This window comes from Anaeromassilibacillus sp. SJQ-1 (assembly GCF_046693725.1).
Taxonomy (GTDB): domain Bacteria; phylum Bacillota; class Clostridia; order Oscillospirales; family Acutalibacteraceae; genus Anaeromassilibacillus.
On the sequence record NZ_JBKEIV010000048.1, the window covers coordinates 39,732 to 59,145 of the forward strand.

A 19,414-nucleotide genomic window follows, 5' to 3' on the forward strand; every position below is an offset into this window, starting at 1 on the left:
TCGGGTTCGGATATGGATACTTCCATACCTTTCGAAGCGTATCCGATATTTGGCCAATGGCCACTATGCAGGGTTTGCTACGTTCCGCCCAAACAGTGTCGTGTAAACGTCTTACTCTGATCCGATGGACGCACAGTGCCTTTCACACCTACGGCGTTTTCTATACTGGTTCTCTTCCAACAGCGGTTGTTTAATCGAAAGGCCGATGTCTATGGAAGTTCCCTGCTATTAACTGCCAAGCCTTGATTGGATACGAGTTACTTTCACTCTTTGTACAACACGATTCCGGTATTTATCGATTATTGCCGGATTTCTCCGATGGAAACAACTTTTATGCTGTCCCCCAAAACTGACCCACATCCGTCCAACTGTTACTGCACAGTTCGTCACCATACAGTGCATCCCAATACCTATAAAAGGTTTGACCCAGCAAGGGGCGCATTCTCCTTTGCGAACGCTCCTGCTGGGTCATATCGTGTGGAATATCTCTACTTTGTCTTCCCTATGTATTCGCTTCCATAAGGGGCAAATCATCCACATGCGATTAGGATATACAGGTACATGTAGAAAAGCTGTCCGTCAGAGACATTCCATATTCTTTTTTCTTCCCGAACGCTTATGCCACCGTCACTGTATAGTGTTTGACTGCATTCTGGCTAGGCAGTGTCGTGTAGACACCCGTACTCTAGCCCGATGGACGCCCAGCGTCTTTCGCGCCTATGGCGTTCCTACGCAGGTTCTCTTCCAGCAGCGGTTCCTTGATCGAATGGCTTATGCCCTTCACAAGTTGTTCGAGATTCAACCAACGGTCACCGTGCAGTGTTTGACTGCATTCTGGCCCGGCAATGTCGTGTAGACACCCGTGCTCTGGCCCGGTGTGCCAGTTGCATACACTCTGTAGTAATAATCGTTTCCAACCTTCGCCACAAACTGCGTCTTGAGAACGCTGCCGTTCCCTACGGTAAAGCTCGGCATCTGGTTGTTTCCGTTTACCACGGTCATCTTGAAGCAATAGGCCTGCCCGTGTTTCAGAGTAAAGTTCACCGTCGTATCACTGCGGACATAGGCCTGCTGTGCAGATACACCTTGTGCAGCTGCGACGATGGTGGACGGCACAGCAACGGCAGTACCGTTTCCAGAGATATTACCGGACGAACTGGAATTGCCGGAGTTGCTTGAATGGTGTCCACTGGAGGAATTGTGTACTTTATTGAGCTTCTCCTTTGCATCTTTGCAGGTAGAGAGGGCAGAATCCACCTCTTCCTGCGTTGCCTCCGGATTAGCAAGGACCTGTTGTGCGATGTTTAAGGCAGCGCGCAGAGCAGCAAAGCTTTCAGCTGTATAACCATCTCCGGAAATAGCGCTGAGCTCTTTCACCAGGCTTTCCAAAGCGGTTTTGTCCGGAATCTTACGAAGATTTGCCATTGCTAAATTGAGCGCGTCTGCTGCATCTGCGATCTCTTGCTGGGTTGGTTCAGGCTTTTGAAGAATTTGTTGTGCAAAACGAAGAGCAGCTATAAATTCGGCTTGGCCAACTTCCAGGTAATCGGTCTTCAATACAGCTTCGATCTCCAGAGCACGCGCTACTACTGCCTCCAAAGTGCTGGTGTCGGCCTTGTATTCTAGGCTGGTCAAAGCATTGTAGAGTGCTTCATAAGCTTCGTCGACCTCGACCTTGAGGGGCTCTTCTTTTTCGACGATTGTTGTGGCTTGCGCAACTTTTTCTTGAAGGGTTGCCCAACTGGAGGCAGTATAATTTGCTTCATCCAGTTTATCAACAACAGCCAATAAGCTTTCCAATGCAGTGGTATCGCCAGCAGTAAAGCTTAGGAACGGAATAATCTTTAAGAGCTGCTCTATAGCGGCATCAATCTCATCCTGCGTTGCTTGTTTGTTATCACGGACAACCTTAGCGCTTGCCAATGCTTCATCGAACAACTTGCGGATGGAGGGGATCACCGTATTATATTCGTCTCCTCCGACAAGAGCCTGAGCTTCTTCAATAGCAGTAACGAGAGCTTGCTTTGTAACGACCTCAAAGTGGAAGACCAGATTCATATCCTGGTTATCCATGGTGCCCTCATAGGTATAGCTGTATGTATCGGTGTCTTCGTCAAAGATAACGGGCTGGTCATTCACCGTAATACTGCGGAATTCACGTCCTTTTGCGGTGGGAACGAATGTAAAGGTAATTGGATCTCCGCCCATCACCTGCGTCTGATAGCTTCCCACCTTGTTGGCAATTTCAATATCCATGCCTTCGCCGACCATCTGCGCTGTAAGGTCGAACTGAACCGTCAGAGTATGTTCTTCCGGCATTGGCGGTTCTACCGAGAATTGGTGGGCACCGATGTCAGGGGCGCTTCGTGTAGGCAGCGGATTGCCGAAGAAGTCAATGCCGCCATTTGGATTCTGCCACTGGAATTCTTCGCCATCTACATGGAAATAGACCGCTTTATTCTCTGCGGTGGAACCGTCACCAGCTGTGTAGGACATAGTATCCAGTTTTTGACCCAACCAGCTTTGATCGATCTGCATTCCTGCGCCGATGGCAGCGGAGCCTTCTTGGATCTGATAAGCCTTCGCATTCTCATACCCGTCGCCAGCGTTGCCGGGATCGACAAACTTTGGATCGCCAAATACAGGATTCTTATCCTCCGGCATATCCTTCAGTGTACCCTCGAAGAGCGTGCCCGTGTACAGGTTGTGGTCGTATGTGACAATACCTTCCTTGCCCTTATCTCTCGGGTCACCGGCAAAGCCAAACTGCGCCACGTTTCCATTGATTGCGAAGATGTTATTGATAAAATTGGTCCCCTTCGGTTTTCCATCCCACGGTTCGCCACGCATGACGGAGAACACAGAGTGATCCTCACTCGTATAGATGGTGTTGTTGTAGATGTAGCTGTGGTCGACGCCACCGCCGCCGCCAATTTCAAAAATCGTGCGTTTGCCATACAGGGAACCGTCGTTTTCGCTGATGTTATAGCGCACAACCGTGCCGTCGTTATAGGCATATGCCGGTCCGCAGAGCATCAGGAATCCACCCTCGTTATCATGGCTATAGTTATACTGGAACAGGGTGTTTACACAGTAATAGTCGGAGTCAAATGCTTCACCGTCTGCCACCTCTGTTCCTCTCGGAACACCCGTATAGCAGACTTCATTGTACTGGAAGATCGAGTTGTCCGCATCGAACGGCCATACGGCGGCAGAAAGGTTGGACTTTGCATTGCCGCTCATATTGGGATAGGGGGTAGGGTTGTTGCTGGCATGGCTGACCAAGTTGTGTTCAACCAGCACTTCATAGGTGCCTCCCGGCACAATCCCATCGCCTGCAATGGTATCAAGGACGTTGTTGCGGATCACAACATTCTTATGGCGAAGCGGGACGCCATCCTGCTTATCCCAAGAGTTCCATCCCCACGGGCGGGTGCCAGTATAGCCACCGCCGGTGATGCCGTCACGGGTCACATCCTTAATCAAGCAGTTTTCAATGGTCAATCCATCGATATAGGTCTGTCCATTTGCACCAAAGGAAATGGCTGCACCGTTGTCCTCGTTGCCCTTCGGGTTCCAGCCGTTGATGTCGTGGATGTATAATCCATCCAAAGTGACATCCTCCATGGTTCCACCGTCGGAACGAATCGTAACCGCGCGGCGGCCCTTCTGCTCATTGGCCGTAGAGTCGTCATTGTAGATGCCGTAGTTTGTCAATTCCAGATCGCGGAACTCCCAGTGGCTGATGCCCGTGATCTCCAAAGCGTTTTTGTTGTTGGTTTCCATTTCAGAGAGAGGGGTTCCCGGCACATAGTTTGCGTGAATGACCGGATATAGATCATCCTCGCCATACTTGCCAACATGAATGGGGTTTCCCTCCTCGCCATTGCCCTGGGGCTTTAAGGTTTCTCCCTCCCAGGAACAACCGGCCTTGAACAAGATGGAATCGCCCGGTTCAAAAACGGTCTCATTCACCTTGGCGATGGTTTTCCATGCGCGTTCTGGCGATAGGCCGTCATTGTCGTCGTCACCGAATTCGGCGTCTACGTAGTAGGCATTTTCCTCCACCATCTCCGTAAACTGGAAGTCCAAGGTCGTTTCTTCTCCCTCCACAAAGGAGACACCCTCCTCTGTGACCGAGCGGAAGCCCGCTTTGGAAGCGGTTACAACAAAATCATCTCCAGCAGGTACATCGATTGCATAGGAACCTTCGCTATCCGTGGTGACGGAAGCGACTGTATCGGTGCTATCTTTGATCTGAATTGTAGCATTGGCAACCTTGTCGCCATCGGGACTGGTTACCGTGCCATTGACAGTGCCCGCCGGGATGGACAGGACAACGTCGTCGATTGCCAACGCACGGGCCTCTTCTTCACCGGCGCCTACCGATTTCAGGCCAAAGCCGATGCGGCATTTTCCATTCGTGATCGTGATATCCGGGATAACCACCCGGGTCCATTCGCTGGTTTCGTCCAGATCGATTTCAATGGCTTCCAGACCGTCATCCTCGTAGACATACATCTTGGCATATGCGCCGTTCTCTTTGTCTTCCGCGGTGGTAACGGAATAGACATAAGCGGAGAGGGTGTAGGTGCCGTTTGGCAGCAGCAACAACTGCTCCAGAGCCGCTTCATAAGGAACATACGAACTGCCCGGTCGAATGGCGGCAAAATAATTGTCGTATTTGCCGATGTTGACATCACCATACCGAATACTGGTGGCCTTCGCAATGGTGTTGTCGTCGCTGCCCTCCATAAGGTTTGGCGTCCAGTAGGTCAGCGCACCGTTGGTATCCTCTTCCATACTTCCATTCAGAGCATAGTTCTCAACGGTAGTGAAATCATCCTTTTCCGCTTCCGTGTTGGCAGCGGAGGAAAGCCCATTTACAGCACGGCCGGAATCCAGTTCCGTCGTCTCTGCAGCAAAAGCGGTACCTCCGAGAAGACTGCTGGCAGATACCATAATTGCCAGAGTCAGGGAGAGCACTTTTGTGAATACACTTCCCTTTTTAAACTGCATAAAAATCCTCCCTTTCTTTTCATTCAGCAAGGTTTCTGTGGTTCTTCCCTCCTCCTTTCAAGAACAGAAACCGTCAGTCGATCAACTCTCTCGCTTGGTCATATATGATGATTTGGGCAGACGATTGTGCCTGCTCCAAACTCATATCAAAAGCCTGTTCGACGTAGATCTCCTCTAATGCATCTCTACATTCTGCAAAAGGAGTCCGTCCACCCTCCTGGCGCGTTTCGCAGTAAAAGAAAAGCCATTCTAGGTCGCCGTTTTGTATCAAATCCGTTGTATCCCCCGGCTGTAAGGTATAAACAGCGTCTTCCACATCTGGAAATGCACGGACATCCGGACTACTGAGGTCCTCCGCTGTAAACGTTCGTTCCTGTGTATATTCGTCAATTCCCGCTTGAACGGATGCATCGGCGAAGGTAGCCCCCGCAGCCAATGCCTGAAGGAGAATATTGCGCGCTTCTTCGCCCTGTTCTTGAGAAAAGTCCTCCTGCGGAAGAACTACACATTGTAAGGTTACGCTGCCAAATTCCTGGAAGAGATCCGGATTATCGTCATAAAAGGCCTGGAGTTCCTCCTCCGTCGGTTCCTCCCGAAACTGGGCTGCCAATTCCTCTTGATAGGATTCATTCAGATAATCGTAGTAGACCCGTTCTGTGTATTGGACAGGGCCGTAGATCACTTCTCCAGATGCCTCTTTTTGTTGTCGGTCCTCATTTTCTTTTTGCCAGCGATTGACAAAGGCGCGATAGGAGAAATCTTCGAAAGAACCGAGCTCTACAAGCTTTTGCTCGACTACCTTATAGGGAACCAATTCCTCCATGGCCAGCCCAATGGCATAGTCGACCGGTGATTCACCAGAAAAATCTTTTCGCCATTCTTCCTCTGTAATGGCATCAAGAGAATAGTTCTTTTTGAAATAACTGTTGGTCTGCTGGCGAACATCGTCTACAAACAGCTGTAATTCTCCTAAGGCGACCGGCTGTCCAGCAATTTCGCCGACGGTTTGATAAGGATCGGGTTCGTGGCTTGTATTGCATGCTACAAGGGGATGGATGCAAAGAAGCATAGCCATCAATCCCACAAAGATACGACTAAACGTTGTATTTTGCAAAGGGCGTTCCTCCTATCTGTAGTACGAGGCCGCTTGAAAAGCAAACGGTTTAAAATACATTTTTACCTCTACATTTTATATGGATTTTCATAAAAGCATTAGTAATTTTTTTGGAAATACTGGTATTATTTTTGTATTTTAAGTCGAGTATAAAAGTGTTTATTTTATGAATGAATACTACAAAATCAATAGAAAAGCAAAAAATATATAGATTTTCAACGGGAAACTATCTAAAACAGAACCAACGTTTAGACAATTTAGTTGTTTTGCTCAAAGAAAGCTTTTTATTCTTTATTTAAATGGATGAAGAAAACTGGAAAAACGGATACAAAGAAATCGTAAAAAAGAACTAGAAAAAGCACTGTGCTGGATAGAAAATCCAGCACAGTGCCTTATTAAAGATTGCTTGGGAGTGTCGTCATTGGTGTTTCATAAAAAGGGTTCTGCTTGGATTGGATGATCGAACCCTTTTTATCCCTTTGGCTTCCACTAGAAAACATTTAGCCAATTGTTACAGAACATTGCTTAACCGCATTCTGACCCGGCAGTGTCGTGTATACGCCTGCACTCTGGCCCGGTGTGCCAATCGCATATACTCTGTAATAGTAATCGTTGCCAGCCTTTGCGACAAACTGTGTCTTGAGCACGTTGCCATTGCCAACTGTAAAGCTTGGAACAGCATCCGAACCAACGACAGTCATTTTGAAGCAATAGGCCTGACCATGTTTCAGTGTAAACGGAAGCGTGGTGTCGCTGCGGACATACGCCTGTTGAGCAGAGACGCCCTGTGCCGCTGTGACGATTGCAGATGGAACTGCCACGGCGGTGCCTTCTCCCGAGGTCTTACCGGAAGAATTGGACGAACTGGAACCCTTATGACCGCTATTGGAAGAGTTGTGCGATACGGTTACAAGACCGGCCTGGGCCTTCTTAATGGTGTCGGCAACCGAGTCGACTTCTTCCTGTCCGATGTTGTCGTTCGCCATTGCATCGTTGCCCAAGGCAATCGCCGCATCCAAGATTGCAAGGCTCGCACGGGTGTACTTGCTGCGGTCGATATGGGTCGCCTGATAGAGGCGTTCCTTCAGAACATCCTTGTTCGGAATCTTGCGCAAAGCAGCCATTGCATCCACCAGCGCAATTGCCGCATCGTCTACAGCTTTCTGGCTGGCATCGCGATTATTGAATACGGTCTGAGCATTTTCAAACGCCTCTATGAATTCTGCCTTACCAGCTTCAACATACTGATCGAGTGCGTTATAAATAACGGTTGCTTGTGCAATAGCGACGCTCAGGTCCTCCTTGCTCGCTACACGTACAAGTTTGTTCAACGCTTCGTTCAACTCTTTTGTCGCCTTTTCGACATCGACTTCCAACGGATTGTTGTCGTTGATTACATCCACAGCATTCTGGTACTTTTCATAATAGTTTGCCCAGCTGTCCGTAGTGAAGTCATTCTCATCCAGGTCGGCGAGCATTTCGACCAGCGTCTGGAGTGCGGAGACATCGCCCTCTTTAAAGCTCAACATTTGGATAGCATCCAGCAGCTCGGACCATGCACGGTCGATCGTATTCTGATCGGCTGTCTTATCAGCTTCTACATTTTGCGCTGTTTCGAGTGCATTGTCAAACTTCTTCTGAACGGCTGTAACAGCGTCCTGATACTCATCGCTGCCGACAAGCCCCTCAGCGACTTCGATTGTGGAACGCAGGGTAAGCTTGTTCACAACGGTGAAGGAGAAGTCCAACGCCGTGTCGGCGCGATCCATCGTTCCGTCATATGTATACGAATAGGTATCGGTTTCTTCATCAAACGGAATAGGTTCTCCATTCACAGAGATAGCTGCAAATTCTCTTCCCTCTGCAACCGGTGTGAAGGTCAGTTGAATTGGGGAACCGGACAGAAGTTCTGTCTCCAAAACGCCAGTGAGGTTTGCAAAACCAATGTCAATATCTTCCGCGTGGATCTCCACATCGCCTGCTGGGAAGCTAACGGTGAGAGTCTGCTCTGTGGGCTGTACGTCCTCGGAAACCTCGACCGGGCTGCTGTAGATCGTCAAACCTTGATCGATACGCACAGAGACGCGAATCCATTTGCCAGCCAGATCTTCGGTCACCGGCAATGTGGAAGAGTAGGAGTCTGTGATCGGAGAGAACGGACCGTCCTTGGAATCTGCCACCAACCAACGGAAACGCGCATAATCGACATACTGTTCGTCCACATCAAAGGATGCTTCAAGTGTATCGCCAACCATCGGTGCGCGGTCTGCAGTTGCATTGACCACTTTGACGTTCTCAGGTACCACATCGGTGATGTCGCTATCATCGTTGCCGTCATCGGTCTCTTTGTCTGCAAAGTCGAGGAGGGTGCCTTCTCCAATGACTTCATAAAGACGTACACAGCTGTTGCCATCGTACGGGCTGCCGTCGTCGTTCAGAGCAACGCCCTGCGTGATTTCCACCTTGAGATAACGGCCAACCGCTTCACCACTGCTGTAGGTATGTTCGGTGACACCGAGTCCCTCCGGGTTTTCTGCTGCGGTGATCTGGGTCCATTCTTTTCCGTCATTGCTGACATAGAGATTGTATTTGCGTGTATTGTACTCCTTGAACCGGTCTCTTTCGTCTGCGCCCGGGACTTTTTCGTCGTATGCAGCGGTCGCATGACGCAGGGTAAGCTTGCTCAGGTCGTACACGCCGTTCATGTCAATGATTGCAACACGTGGATCGCTTTCGGAGACACCGTCTGCGCACCACTTGGTCAGGAAGTCTCCGTCCGTCAGCATAGAGCCAGCTTCAGAAGCGTTGAACTGCTTATCTGCTTCAACCGATTTACCAGCCAGGATGTTGGTATCATCGTTTATGACGACCGACTTGCTCACAGGCTCGCCTTCCACACCGTCCTTATCGACCGGAATCACTTCGAACTTGATAGCGGCCAACGATAGGGCGTCTGCCTTATCCATTGTATAGCTCAAGCCCGTTGCGCCGTCGATGGGAGTGAAGGTTTCGCCGTCCTCGCTCTGATACCACTGGAACTTGGACTCGCCTTCTTTGCCGGACAGGGTTGCATTTACATAGGTATACGTGCCATCCATCGTGACCTTGGAAGCATCGTCCGGGTCCTTATAAAGGCTGATGTTGACGTTCTCAGCAGAAGGAGCAACGGCCTCATTCGAGCGGCCCCATGCCTGGAACTCATAGATACGCGGACAGTTCGCGTCAGAATCGGTTTGGCCTGCATAGTCCGGAATCAGCTTAAAGTAGCGGGCATTTACCGGCTCTTCCATGACCAGCTCCACGACATTCTCCGTATTGCCGGTGACATTTGCGCGTTCGGTCCACTCTACGCCGTCATCGCTGGTAAGGATGCGGAAATCGCGGGTGATGTAGTTGGGGTTTTCATTCCCGGCATTGACCAACGTGAACTTATCGATGGTCCAACTGTTATTTTCACCGAGATCAACCTGTAGATAAACGTCGTCCTGACGGTAACACCACTTGGTAGAAGTGTTTCCATCGCAGGCCTTATAGGGCTCCTCGTTGGTGTAGCCGCCGGGAGCGGTGATCTTATCCTTCGGAACGGAGAGGAAGGCATTATCCAGCCCGCCCTTGACAATATTGGACGGTTTGGAGAGCTCGGTCAGATTGCTGTCATTGTCTGTTGCAACCACCTTGTAGACATACTCGCCATTAGCGGGGAGTGTATCGGTGAAGGAGGTCTTGCGGCCATCCACTGTTCCGGCCAGCGTCCCGGTTTCTACGGTAAAGTCCTCGCTGGTGCCGCGGTAAATACGATAAGTGGAAATGTTGTCAGCTGCATCCCAGGTGACGGTGGCCTTGTCGCCCAAAGCACCTTCGCCAGTCACAAGTTCTGCACGCACATTTTCAATCGCAGGCAATGTGATGGTTTCCTGTGTAGTGGGTTCCTGTGCAACGCGTAGATAGTCGCTGTCTGCAACGGAAATGGCCGTAATTTTAATACCGGATGCATCCGGTAACTGGATGGACTCCAGCCCCTTCTCTGGATCGACCGGAATTGCATAGACAAATTGATAATTGTCGACTGTCATGCGGTCCTTCGTACCATTGTGGAAATGGGTGAAGAAGTAACCGACTTGGTCGCGCACATAGGGGCGGATGTCCGTATTGCTGAAGCGGTCCCAACCGGAGAGCTCCGAATCCCAATCTGCGAACTTGATCTCTTTGTTGGTCTGTTCACCGTTTGCATAGTTGACGGTAAACACGCCGCTCTTTTCACCGGAACCGGCTGCGGCGCCCAGCAGGTAGACATACTTGTAATTGCCTTCGGGAAGCGCGATCGTTTGGCCTCTGGCCTCCACCACGTTGTCATAACCGTCGTTGGTCGGTCCAAGCTGGAAATCGACCCCTTCAAAGGTGATGGAATCTTTCCAAAGTTCTGCGGGAATGGTGTTGCCCTCGCCGTCATAGTCGCCGTCCTTGCGGTCCTCATTGAAACTGACAGCATCAACGTTGTAGTAATCGAAGAGATCGACTGGAGCAGACTTCAACTGGACCTCTTCGCCGCCGTAAGGTTCCACCTCGAGCGCGATGGTTGTGATCTCATATTTATCCATGGAGAAATGAATCTGATTGCCATCAATCGTGATCTCTTTATTCAGATCCTCATCGTCGTCCTCCAAAAGGTTGACTTCTTTGGCGGACTTCACGTTGGAAGGAAGTGTAAGGGTGACATCGGTGTTGTCTTGGCCATCGGATTCATAGACACGCACAATCAGCTTATCTCTTGCGTCCGGATCGTCGGCCGGCGTTTTGATAACGCTGATCGGCACATTGTCCGCACTGGAGGTCGCGAAGGAATACGCAGATCCAAGGTCTCCGTCGTGGCGTTCGGACTGGACTGCTTCTGCCTTATAGTTCAGTTCGGCAGCCTTCTGGACAGAGTTGGCCTCCTGCCAGGTGCCGGAATGTGGATAGATGGAATAGGTGAAATCATGGGTGGTCTTGTCAATGTAATAGGCCGCCGGGTCCCAACCGCTGCAACGGACGGCCGCGCCCATCGGGGAACGCAGGGCGGTCAAGCGCAGGCGGGTGGCCTCCACATTGCCATCTTCATCTTTCAGCTGAATGGCGTCCCAACCGTACTTGGAATCGTTCAGGATGCTGGCGCCAAATTCACCGCTATCGTCGGTGACATCGGCCCACTTATGACCGGAAACCTCAAACTTTGCATTATCGATGCTGTTGTCGCGGGTGGTCGGACGTTCCAGGGCGCCATAGGCAATCTCATAGGTGGCATGGTCGGATTCAGCTGCAAACGGGAAGGAAATCTTCATCAGGCGCTGATCTTCATTCCAATTGACATGCATCTTGACATCCACGCGGTCACTGTCCGGATACATCGTAATATCTTGGTACATGGTGGAATCGGACCAACTTCTGGAGACACGCACCACAATCTTTTCGGGCGAATTCTCGATGATTTCAATCTCTTCGGGAGTGTCATCCAGAATAGCGATCGGATCGGCATTCATTTCCTCCATGACCAGATCCCATGCAGGATAGGAACTGCCGCCGGTATCCTTATAAATATGGATCTCATTGCCCTGGTAGCCGTCGGCAAAGACCGGACGATTGCCGTCTTTCTTGTTGTAAACCTGAGCGATGTTTCCCGTGTTCTTGTCGATTTCGACCTTTAAGAACGCATTTTCCATGACAAAGAGATTCTCATTTTCTTCAACGCTGAGATTGGTTTCAACGGTTCCATCGCCGGATTTCACATTAAAGACTTTAAAACCGACGGACGGCAAATTGTTTGCCTGGAAGCGAATGGTAGCCGTCTTTTTCTCTTCGTCGCGGGAGGTCACGGTGGATGGAACCAACGAATCCCCGTCATAAACGGCGATTTGTTCCGGAACAGCGTCGGCAAAGCTTACGGTTGTTTCCACCATGTCGCTGCGTTCCCAAGACAATGGGTTGAACACCAGGACCGGCGTGCCGTCGACATTGGTATCCGCCTTATAGGCGATGGCCTGTAGGCCGTCATTCTGGACATTGTTCAGCAGGTTTTTGGCCAATTCCTGGTTGTTATAGGTGACTTCATACTGATACGGGATCGAGGAGCCCGGCAGAACATCGTGGAACTGGTTGATTAAGATCTTATCCCACGCCTTGCTGATCTCTTCATTCCCTGCATTCGGAAGAACGCCAAGCCAATTGCCCAGGGTGCCAGCCTTCTCAGCTTTTTCGGCCAAGATCTCGTTCTTACGGTTGTACTCTTTTACACGCGCCCAGGAAGTATAGGTGCCGCGGTGGTTTTCAAAGTACATTTCCCCTTCCACCGTCCGGACTTTACTCAGGTCCTCTGTTTCACGCACACTGTCGAAGTATTCCGTGATCGTTGCCATTTCGACCGTGGCGCCTTGTACCCCGTCCGAACCGTTTTGCTTCAGAACAGTAGCGTATTGTCCAGAGTCCGGGCCGCCGCCGTGGTCGCCATTTCCCATCATACCGAGCGCCTTTTTAACGCCGGTTTCTTTTCCGGTCTGTTCATTGCGCTTGAGTGCGTTGACGATTTGGCTGTCGCTGTAGATGTTGACATAATCCTTCATTGGCGCATAGGAGAGAACCTCGGTGCCGTCGATCGCCTTCCACTTAAAGATGTCGGAATCGCGTTCCGTGTTCTGTTGCTGCCAATTCAACTTGGTAGTGACGAAATTGTCCATACCGGATTTTTTCAGGATCTGAGGGAACTGGCCGTTAAAGCCAAAGGTATCCGGCACATAGCCGACCGTACTCATCTGGTTGAATTCCTGTTCGAAGAAGCGCTGCCCCTCCAAGCTCTGACGAACCAAAGCCTCGCCGCTGGGGAGGTTCAGGTCCGGCTCGACCACCTGGCCGCCGGGGTTGTCCCACTGGCCGTTGGCGATGAGCTCTTTGACATCTTCATACATGTCTGGATAGTATTCCTTGGCCCATTCATAGTGCTTGGAAGCGGACATAGTAAACTTGTAGTTTTCATTGCTCTTCAGGTTTGTGACTGCGCGATTAAAAGTATCGCTGATGACATCTCGCGCCGTGTCTTCAAATGGCCACTGCCATGCTGTGTCAATATGAGCGTTTGGAACCAGATACATGGTCCAGCTGCTGTCGATCTGGGCATTGGAAGGTGGGTCTTCCCGGACAGCCATTGCCTGGGTCATGGCCGATGCTGCCATGATTGCTGCAAGCATGAACGAGACTGTCTTTTTAAAGTTTTTCCTTTTCATACGTTTCTCCTTCTTTGTTTGCACGTCCGCCCAAAGCGGGGCGCAAATTTTTAAAAAGCGCTGGGTGATTTCCCGATAGATTACACACGCTCCTTTCAATTCGTTTGGGTTGTGCCTACGTGACAGCGCAGGCTTAGTTTGTAAATATCTGCAAACATCGAAAACCGATGTTTTGTCAGCTTAGATGGATTCCTCTATTCCAACAGAGGTCACATAGTCAGCCCATATCTGCCCGTTTTCCTGGGAATTGAGTTCGGTTTTTACCCCCGCGGCGCCGGGATCCTCAATGCCGCAGAGGTCGGCGCGCAGGGCATTCTGCATGAGGAGCAGGTAAAGTGTCTCTGAATAGTTCTTTACCAACTGTTCTACTTCCGGGGTTGCAAACGACAGCCCGCGTTCCTCAATTTCCTGTTTTAGTTGATCTGTTTCAATCAAAAAGACTGGATCGTAAGGATAGAGGACATACTGCTGATCGAATAAAGCAGAGAGGTTGTCCTCATAGCTGGCCAGCAAATTGACCGTGTACTCCGGACTCCAATTCTGTGCAGAGAGGTTCCAATAGTTTGGAATGAACGAGGTCCCGGAGAAGTACGCGCGCACCATGGCTTCGTTTTCTCCCAACAAATCCTGCATCAATCGGGAGATATTTACATCCTGATGCTGGGGTAATTCCATCAAATAGTGCAGCAGGGCGTTTCCCTGTGTTTGGCTGGTGAAGCTTTCGATGGTTTCCAAGATCAGAGGCACCTTGACGTTGAAGTAAAAATCTTCTTGTCCAGCTGCCATCGATCCCTCCATGTCAGAGGAGAGGGCAGCCATGGTGGGGTCCTTCAACGAGACAAATAAATACTTCATATAGCGGGTATTGAGATTATCCTGCACCTCGATGCCATAGAGATCCTTCAACTCTTGGGGAAGCGCATCCGCAGAGGCATTGATGTAACGGTCCCCCAAGCCGCGATACAACCATTCATTTGGCTGATAATGCAAGTTTCTCGCATGAACCTTGCTGTCAAAGAACGCATGGTAAAGGGTGCGCGACATCGTTTGACAGGCATCCGGGGTGTACATGGAGAGAGAAATTGCCGCACCTTCTCCTCCGACGCCGGATAGGATGGAACTTTCACCGTCTTCATTGGTTCGCAGAAGGACGACGGGTTTTTCCAGATTGCTGCCGAATACATCCACATAATAGTTATAGAAAGAAATTACAGCGCTCAGGTCGCTCAATTCGGCGCTTTCTCGGATGGCGCTGTCGAGATAGAACACCGCAGTTTCTCCATCAGAAGAGAGATTCAGAGGCTCAAAGCTGCCAAAACAGTAGCTTGATTGAATCAGATCGTAGAAGTCATACCAAGTAGGGCGCTCCAACTGAAAGGCGTGCTCGGTGCTATTGGCGGGAGTGAAGGGGATAATGGAATTCCAATCGTTTTCTCCCGTCAGCTGGAAGGATACGCTGCTGATATACTTTTCCATATACGGGAGATTGTTGGCGTCAAACAAGGGCATCATCAGCACCTTTTTGCCTTGGAAAGCCAACAGATCCTTGTAGAGATCCCCTTCCACCTGAAAATCAACGTCGGTGCCTTCACCGAGTTTGACGTCGTATTGAAAAACGAGCGATTCGCAGTCCTCGGACACCGGCCCGATTTCCCAGGCACTTCCCAGGTCGTTCAAGGCGACCTCTATGCCGTCTGCCTCGGTGCAGGTGGGCTCAGACGCCTCAACCTCACCAACATCCAGATAAAACATACGGTCCGGCGACAGCTGGTCGGGGGTTAACTCAATCGATACGCTTAGGATTTTTCCATCGATGTCGGTAGGCTCGACCGTGTAACCGATTCCAAATTGTGCGAGATCGGTGTCCATATGGTAAGAGGCATCCCCCTGCGTATGCCACAGACCAAACGAGGCCAGACTCACAAGCAACAAAGCGGCACATCCGCCGATCAATCGATTCTTTTTCATAAAAGATCACACCTCCAAAAAGTTGCGGGGTTAAAAATCTATGCAGATTGATGAAAATGTACGTGTATAAAATCCCTTCCAGTGAATTGGTAAACTCCTCTTATCAATATTATACAGGTATTCTCCTTGGAAAAAGTAGGGGAACATTTTTTGAATACAGGGGGGTGTCTTTGGGAAAATAAATAATTTACTTGAAATAAGTAGATAAAAATTAATAAAATATTCTATATCATTGACAGAAATGTCATGGAACCAGGTCTGAAAAAGGATGAATTTCGGGGGAGAAACGATGCGTCATAAGATCAGGTGGATAGCCCTTAGCAGTGTGATCGTTGCATTGACCGTAGCGGCCATTCTTTTCTTTACTTTGGATCAAAAATATGATCTGCATTACACAGTATCGGCTCCACAGGTAAAAGAAGGGACATTAGAGATTGTCCTCGATGTACAAAGCACGCCACTTTCCAAAGATAGAACGGTTTCTTTTTATATAGGAGATAAAAATATAGCCATCCAATCCTGTACGGGTGCAGATGGGGTAAGCGTACCCGCCCAACAAACCGATGATGCTCTCAGCTTTGCTTTGAAACGGGGAGGAAAGGTCTCACTGGTGTACCAGATCTCGTTGGGGGCTTCCGGAAAACATGGACAGCGGGGATCCGTGCGGGAAGATTATTGTGTATTTGATGGAGGGCAGGCTTTGCTTCTGCCCATGGAATTTTACCAAGATGGGTACCCTCAGGAGGAGGCCGTAGTCCGATCGCTGCAAGTATCTATGAATCCCCGGGAAGGTTGGACAGCGGTTCTGCCCTTTGAGGAGCTTCGGGAGGTTTCTTGGGCAGATGCCTACAATTTGAGCAACGATGCATTTGCCATGGGGAACTTTACGCAATATTTTTCCGCGGAACAGACCGGAGGCGCGGCGGTCTATGGGCTCGCTGGAGAAGAGGCGCGCTTTTCTGAGGATCTTTCCTCCGGTGTCGCAGCGTTGCGCGCTTATTATGCACAGCGGTTTGGAATGGAAGAACAACCATATCAGATTCTGTTGCTTCCAGATGATGGAGAAGCAGTCATCGGGGGAGCGGGGATACATAGTGTTTGTGCAACCTTTGACGAGACAAGCCGAAGGGACTGGGAACTGCTCAGCCATCGGATGTTCCATGCCTATTTCGACAGCAGGATTCCAACCCAAACGTTCCACGCGGCGCCGAACCTCTGGTTTTATGAAGGTTTGGCGACCTACTATGAGAATGCATCCATGAGTGCTTTACCAGAAAAACAACGTGAGCAGTTGGGCATCCGGCCGGAATGGCAATTTCAATCCCTATTTAACCGGTACTTGACCATCCGGATCAAGGACCCGGCCCTCTTCTCCTTTGCTCCTATGGATGAGGCGTTGATTTCAGAATCCGAAGGGCGTAAGGAATTTCTACACTACATACAGGCGCCATTGGTAGTCAAACTTGTGGAAGATCGTGCATCTGAATTATCTGGGCGGCAAGATGCGGTTTTGCACGCCATTTTGGCAGATCCGGATGCGGACTTTTCCTGCGCGGCCCTCTTATCGGACCTCTTAGGAGCAGAGGCTGGAGAAGTATACAACCGCTGGTTCCAGTCGGAAGAACTATTGCCCCTGTGGGAGGAGGCCGATCCTTCCTATCCGGAGCAACGTGCGTTGGACGATGTGGCGGATGTAGAAACCATGCTGGCAAGCTGGATGACCAGCCAGCTGGGACAATATCCCTGTGATCTGCCTGACCTGGAGACAGCACGGAGATTACAGAATCTGCCTATATTTCAAGAGGCTTCGTTTGCAGATGCAGAGACAGAACAGCTGGTCAAGGAACATTGCCCTGTGATCTGGACATTGCTCAAGCAATATGCACTGCGTGCACAGGTATGTGGTGTACCATTCGATGAACCAATGCTGCGATATGCGTTATTAGCAGATGAAGAAAATTTGCAAAAGTGGGAAGATTGGCTAACCACACAGGGTGTTCCCGTGGATAATACCCGCGCAAATATACAGGGAGAATCCTCTTAACTAAGAAACAGGTCAAAAAGGGCTGCTATGCATGTGCTTTGCATAGCAGCCCCTTTGTCTCCAACAACTCTGCAAATAAAAAGTTAATGGGCAATCGAGAAAAAATTGTAGGCGCAAAAGGAGGCGAAAAAAGAGCAATGCAGAAAAACCGCCGTGCAAGCGCCGTTCAAATTCAAAGATTATGGAAGCGGCCCATCGTCGTTTTCCAAAGAAGCCAGATGCTCCTTTACCCGGCCATAGTCGATGCGTAAGAGTAAATAAAAGATTTTGTTGTTTTGTCAATCTCACAGATCCAACTGTATCATTCCTAGGGAATATGATGCTCAATGATGAATCTGTACAAACATTGTCAATTGGTTAATTGTGGATAAACAGCCCTAACTATACCGGTGACGGCCGCCACTCGGCTACTTGTGAAAATAGAATATGCTCGGTGTACTGAGGGAGTAAAAGACATTTTAAACTTCTGAACAGGATAGCACGGGGCGGGAATGTTGCCTTTCCCAGGGACAAACAAAATTGCCAATCGTCCGTTTAACCCCTGCTCAAAAAGGGGAAACTGTTTAAAAAATCTGATTCGGGGAGGAAGTCCAATGGAGGAAAAGCAAGATTGCCCATGCCGGTATAAATCCTGTAAGCGGCACGGAAAATGCGAGGCTTGTCGAGCGCATCACCGCAAGGAAAACAAGCTGTTACCTGCGTGTGAGAGAAAACGAACATCACGCCGGAAACAGCCGAAAAACAAGTAAGCGCTTTTATAATTTTCGCTTTTCATTGCAAAATGATGAAACCTAAATGCTATGCATAGCGGGTATCCAAAAAACGTTGGTGGGCAATCCCCAGCGCATTCTACAAAAATGAAAAAGACGATTCAAAAAAAAAGAGCACCCTATATCGGCGGAAAAACCGAAAAGTAAGGTGTTCTTTTTATAGTTTTTAATAAATTGAATTAAATTATATATCTAATTTTCGATTATCCGCATAAACACTATACTTTCAAGTATTTTGAAGTATAGAAAACCATTCATTTTACCACGATTGAATGAGTCTTGATATGAACTATAAAATAACACCCAAAAGACATCATTACACTTAAATGGTGTCTTTTAAAAAGCAGTCAATCCTAAGACTAACTGCTTTGTGTGTATGAATATGAAGTTGTTAAGCCGCAATTTGTTTGCCATTACAATTCTTTTACCATTTGAATTTCTTTATAATACTTGTCTCCAAATGCATATTCTACCTCTTTGATTTCTGTAAATCCAATCGAAGAATACATTTTACGTGCAAGCATATTTTCTAAAGAAACACTAATATATAACTTATCGGTATTGTGTTTGTTTTTAAAATACTCCAAAAATTCTATTGATGCCTGTTTTCCATAACCTTTTCCTTGAAACTGTTTTCCAATCATAAAACGACTCATAGACCAGCCAGGAAAAGTTTCATCATAATTATATAAGATAAAACCTATCATCGTTTCTTCAAGATATATTCCTAAAGTATATAGACCGTCCTCATAAGCAGCTTCTACCAATGACTGTTTATTATCTGCAACAAACCCCTCTTGGTTATCATCAATAGTTAATTCTATACAATCCCAATAGTTGTATTTATCAATTTCTCTAAATTCCATTTTAATCCTCCTTCATACTAAAAGTTAAATACTATTTATATACAACTGAAAATTCTTCACATACGACTTTCATGTCAGTAGTAAATTTCAATCCAACCTGATTCAAACACTCCGTAAAGAATTTTTCATGAGCTTCTCTCCAAAAATCTAAAGTTTTATTACCCTCACCCTCTTTGTAAGCATGTTCTACTGATACCTCATGAAATGGAACAATAGTTACTTTTTTGTTTGTACACCAAAGTGAAATAAAATTGTAACCATGAGAAAAGGGAGATACACATTTTTGTGCAATCTCCCTTGTTCTTTTTCTGTCATATCAAGGTTCATTCAATCATGGTAAAATAGTTGCTTTTTTATGAGATGAATAGTCCTTAAACGCTGTA

The 19,414-nt window shown here is 48.6% G+C and carries 7 protein-coding genes; 1 reads left to right on the plus strand and 6 read right to left on the minus strand.

Annotation, left to right across the window (positions count from 1 at the left end; translation table 11 throughout):
- Positions 1–798: 798 nt before the first annotated feature.
- The 4 genes from ACGCCZ_RS13875 to ACGCCZ_RS13890 all read right to left on the minus strand — a co-directional run bounded on the left by ACGCCZ_RS13875 (position 799) and on the right by ACGCCZ_RS13890 (position 15,351).
- Positions 799–5,019 (minus strand): carboxypeptidase regulatory-like domain-containing protein, encoded by a 4,221-nt coding sequence (locus tag ACGCCZ_RS13875; RefSeq protein ID WP_411656340.1) that lies wholly within the window; start codon positions 5,017–5,019, stop codon positions 799–801.
- A 73-nt stretch (positions 5,020–5,092) separates the two neighbouring features.
- Positions 5,093–6,133 carry a peptidyl-prolyl cis-trans isomerase gene (locus tag ACGCCZ_RS13880; RefSeq protein WP_411656341.1) on the minus strand — a complete coding sequence of 347 codons (1,041 nt, stop codon included), beginning with the start codon at positions 6,131–6,133 and terminating at the stop codon, positions 5,093–5,095.
- Between the two features lie 500 nt (positions 6,134–6,633).
- Positions 6,634–13,383 (minus strand): glycoside hydrolase family 38 C-terminal domain-containing protein, encoded by a 6,750-nt coding sequence (locus tag ACGCCZ_RS13885; protein WP_411656342.1) that lies wholly within the window; start codon positions 13,381–13,383, stop codon positions 6,634–6,636.
- 180 nt (positions 13,384–13,563) lie between these two features.
- Positions 13,564–15,351, minus strand: a complete 1,788-nt coding sequence (locus ACGCCZ_RS13890; protein WP_411656343.1) for a hypothetical protein — start codon at positions 15,349–15,351, stop codon at positions 13,564–13,566.
- Positions 15,352–15,640: 289 nt separating this feature from the next.
- On the opposite strand from ACGCCZ_RS13890, the gene ACGCCZ_RS13895 reads away from it, so the two are divergent.
- Positions 15,641–17,395 carry a hypothetical protein gene (locus ACGCCZ_RS13895; protein WP_054324827.1) on the plus strand — a complete coding sequence of 585 codons (1,755 nt, stop codon included), beginning with the start codon at positions 15,641–15,643 and terminating at the stop codon, positions 17,393–17,395.
- Between the two features lie 1,183 nt (positions 17,396–18,578).
- Here ACGCCZ_RS13895 and ACGCCZ_RS13900 read toward each other — a convergent pair.
- Both ACGCCZ_RS13900 and ACGCCZ_RS13905 read right to left on the minus strand, forming a co-directional pair.
- The gene (locus ACGCCZ_RS13900; protein WP_054324826.1) at positions 18,579–19,031 is read right to left on the minus strand and encodes a GNAT family N-acetyltransferase; all 453 of its coding nucleotides are present in this window, start codon (positions 19,029–19,031) and stop codon (positions 18,579–18,581) included.
- 31 nt (positions 19,032–19,062) lie between these two features.
- Entirely contained in the window at positions 19,063–19,323 is a 261-nt protein-coding gene (locus tag ACGCCZ_RS13905) for an ASCH domain-containing protein (RefSeq protein WP_082402294.1), read from the minus strand.
- Positions 19,324–19,414 lie beyond the last annotated feature (91 nt).